This is a genomic window from Streptomyces sp. NRRL WC-3549 (assembly GCF_000721935.1).
Taxonomy (GTDB): domain Bacteria; phylum Actinomycetota; class Actinomycetes; order Streptomycetales; family Streptomycetaceae; genus Streptomyces.
In genome coordinates this window covers 165,105-168,032 of sequence record NZ_KL585387.1, presented here as the reverse complement: position 1 = coordinate 168,032, position 2,928 = coordinate 165,105, and the positions used below count along the sequence as shown (strand labels likewise).

Here is a 2,928-nt window from a genome sequence, read left to right as displayed (position 1 = left end):
GCTGGCCGCCCGCCGTACCTGGACGGTCTCGGTCCTGGCCGCGAAGCTCGCCGACGAACGCCGCCGGCTGGACGAGCTCCAGGCCGGCGACCTCGCGGTCAAGGCCACCTTCGAGCTCGGCTACGGCCAGCTGGAGCCGGCTCAGGCCCGCGCCTTCCGCCTCCTGGGCCTGGCGGACGGCCCCGACATCTCCCTCGCCGCGGCCGCCGCCGTCCTGAACCTGGACCCCCACACGACGGAGGACCTCCTGGAGGCCCTGGTCGACACCTCACTCCTGGAATCCGCGGCCCCGGGCCGCTACCGCTACCACGACCTGGTCCGCCTCTACGCCCGCTCCTGCGCCGAACGTGACGAACAGCCCCCCGAGGAAAGGGAGTCGGCACTCTCACGGCTGCTGGACTTCTACCTGGCGACCGCGGCGGGGGTGTACGCGCTGGAGCGGCCGGGCGACCGCCTGGTCGACCACCTGGAGCCGGCACGGCACCCGGGCCTCTCGTTCGCGGACCGGCGTTCGGCGCTGGACTGGCTGTACACCGAGGCGGGGCCGCTCCTCGCGTGCGTACGCCAGTCCTCCGGGCCGGCCACGCTGCGCAGGGCGGTGGACCTGCTGTGGGCGTCGCTCGACCTCGGGGAGTCCGGTGCCAACGCGAAGCAGTACGAGACCGTCGCCATCGCCGCGCTGCACGCGGCGCGCGCGTGCGACGACCGGCGGGCGGAGGTCCGGGCGCTGGTGACGCTCGCCGACGTGCACCACACGTCCGGCCGCTTCGACCAGGCGGAGCAGGAGGCGAAGCAGGTCCTGCTGCTCGTCGACGCCGACAACGACCCGCTGCCCGGCTGCTGGGCGGCGAACGCGCGCGGCATCATGGCCCTCTACCAGAGCCGTCACCACGACGGCGAGAGCCATCTGACCGAGGCCATCGACAGTTTCCGCCGCATCCACGACCGCCCCGGTGAGGCCAGCGCGCTGTGCAACCTGTCGCGCATACACCTGGCCACGGGCCGGATCGGCAGCGCGGTGGCCCTCGCCGAGGAGGGCATCACCATCTACGACGGCCTGGGCCACGCCCTGCGCAGCGCCAACGGCCGCTACGCGCTGGGGATGGCGCAGACCCGTAACGGCCGGTTCGCCGAGGCGGCGGACAGGCTCGCGGAAGCCCTCGAAGTCTTCCGGGACAGCCGTCAGCGCCTGTGGGAGGGGATGACCCTCTTCCGCCTGGCGGAGGTCGACCTCGCGGCGGGCGCTCCGGCGGACGCGGCGACCAAGGCGGAGCAGTCACTGACCGCCCTGCGGGGCATCGGCGGCGCGTGGCGCAGGGGCAACGTCCTGACGGTTCTGGGCCGGGCGCTCACGGACATGGGGCAGTTCGGGCGGGCCCGGGTCTGCTGGCGCGAGGCGCTGGGCATCTACGAGGCGCTGGGTTCGCCGGAGGCGGACGACGTACGTGCCCTGCTCACGTCCGCCGGCTCCGTTGCGGCGTAGGTCCCCGCCGGGGGCGTTCATCATTCGTTTATCGCGACCCGGCACTCTCGATCACGTCAATCCGTCGCGTCGGGGGGCAGGCGGGCTGACGGGGAGGCCGTCGCACTAAGGTGATCGGCCCTGAGGGTCCGCCCGGCAGTCCACGGGGGAACAGCCGGGCGGGCCTCGCACACGAGACGAATGGGAGCCGGTCAACATGGCTGACGCATCGAAGAACGACGGCAAGCTCACCACGCAGGACATGCACGCCACCGGCGGCGACGCCGGGAAGGTGACCACGAAGGACATGCACGCGACGGGCGGCGAGGCGTCCACCGACGACATGCACGCCACCTCGGAGCCTGCCAACTAGTGCCGTGACCGGCGCTGTCCGCCCCGCGGGGAACACCGCCCGACGCGCACACGACCACCCACGAGGGGTGCGCGTGCCGGGCGGCGCGACGGGGTGGAACGGCCGGAAGGGGAGCCGGCCCACGGGGGCACGGGGGATGGGGGAACGGCCGCGGCGGCGCGGAGGGGGAGCCGTCGCGGCCTCCGCGTGTCCGCACGCGCTCGGCGGCGGCGCGTGACGCCCGAGGGGGCCCGAGCCGTCCGGGCTCGGGCCCCCTCGGGTGTTCCCGTCCCCCGCCCGTCATGCCTGCGGCTCCGCCGAGACCAGGCAGCGCTTCACGCGGGAGACCGACCGGGGGCTGTCCATGCGGACCGTCACGGTCTTGGTCTCGGCGGCGTCGAGGTCGACCGTGGCCTCCCCGGTGTCGACCGTCAGCCCCTTGCCGTCGACGAACGTCACGTCCACCTCGTACAGGTGGGAGGCGGACGCGGTCGAGCGGATCTCGACCCTCGACGACGTCACGGCCCTGCGCTTGCCCTTCTTGGGCTGCGCGCAGCTGACGACCCGGACCTCGGGGGCCTCCGCGGCGGTCGGCGTGGAGGCCGTGGAGCCGCTGGTGGAGCCCGACGAGCGGTCGTCGTAGTGGTTGTCGGAGTAGTCGTGGTACCCGCCGTTGCTCTTCTTGGAGTTGGAGCATCCACCGCCGGACGAGCCGCTGCTCTTGCCGCTGCGGCTCTTGCCCCCGCTCTTGCCGCCGTGGCCGGCCGTCTGGAAGCCGGTGAGTGCGAGCACCACCACGGCCAGCACCGCCGCGAACCTGATCCGTCGCCGCATCATCGACGCAGCCCCCCTTGCTGTCATGAGCCGGCCTGACGTCGGCTGCCCTTCGGCCGCCGCGCAGCCGCGCGACACCGTAACGCACAGCATTCCGCCCGGGCGCGGCCCCTCCGTCATGGCCCTGTCACGGTCTGGTCATGGTCCGGTCATCGCCTCCGGATGGCAGGGCGAATCGGCCCGGCGTAGCGTCGGACGGGCGAGTTCCGTGTGCGCAGGCCCGGGAGGCCTTCCATGATCCGCAACGTCATCGGCTCCGTCCCTGTCTCTTATACACATC

3 protein-coding genes and 1 pseudogene are annotated in these 2,928 nt (G+C 73.1%); 3 read left to right on the top strand and 1 reads right to left on the bottom strand.

What is annotated here, in order from left to right:
• Positions 1–424 precede the first annotated feature (424 nt).
• The 3 genes and pseudogenes from IH13_RS46005 to IH13_RS43855 form a co-directional block, all read left to right on the top strand.
• Positions 425–991: pseudogene (locus IH13_RS46005) on the top strand (AfsR family transcriptional regulator); the annotation flags it as partial.
• Between the two features lie 111 nt (positions 992–1,102).
• The gene (locus IH13_RS46000) at positions 1,103–1,483 is read left to right on the top strand and encodes a tetratricopeptide repeat protein (RefSeq protein WP_420713344.1); all 381 of its coding nucleotides are present in this window, start codon (positions 1,103–1,105) and stop codon (positions 1,481–1,483) included.
• Between the two features lie 196 nt (positions 1,484–1,679).
• Entirely contained in the window at positions 1,680–1,835 is a 156-nt protein-coding gene (locus IH13_RS43855; protein WP_199814607.1) for a hypothetical protein, read from the top strand.
• Between the two features lie 279 nt (positions 1,836–2,114).
• Here IH13_RS43855 and IH13_RS0106135 read toward each other — a convergent pair whose 3' ends face one another.
• Positions 2,115–2,651, bottom strand: coding sequence for a hypothetical protein (locus tag IH13_RS0106135; RefSeq protein WP_031081696.1), 537 nt, complete (start codon positions 2,649–2,651; stop codon positions 2,115–2,117).
• Positions 2,652–2,928 lie beyond the last annotated feature (277 nt).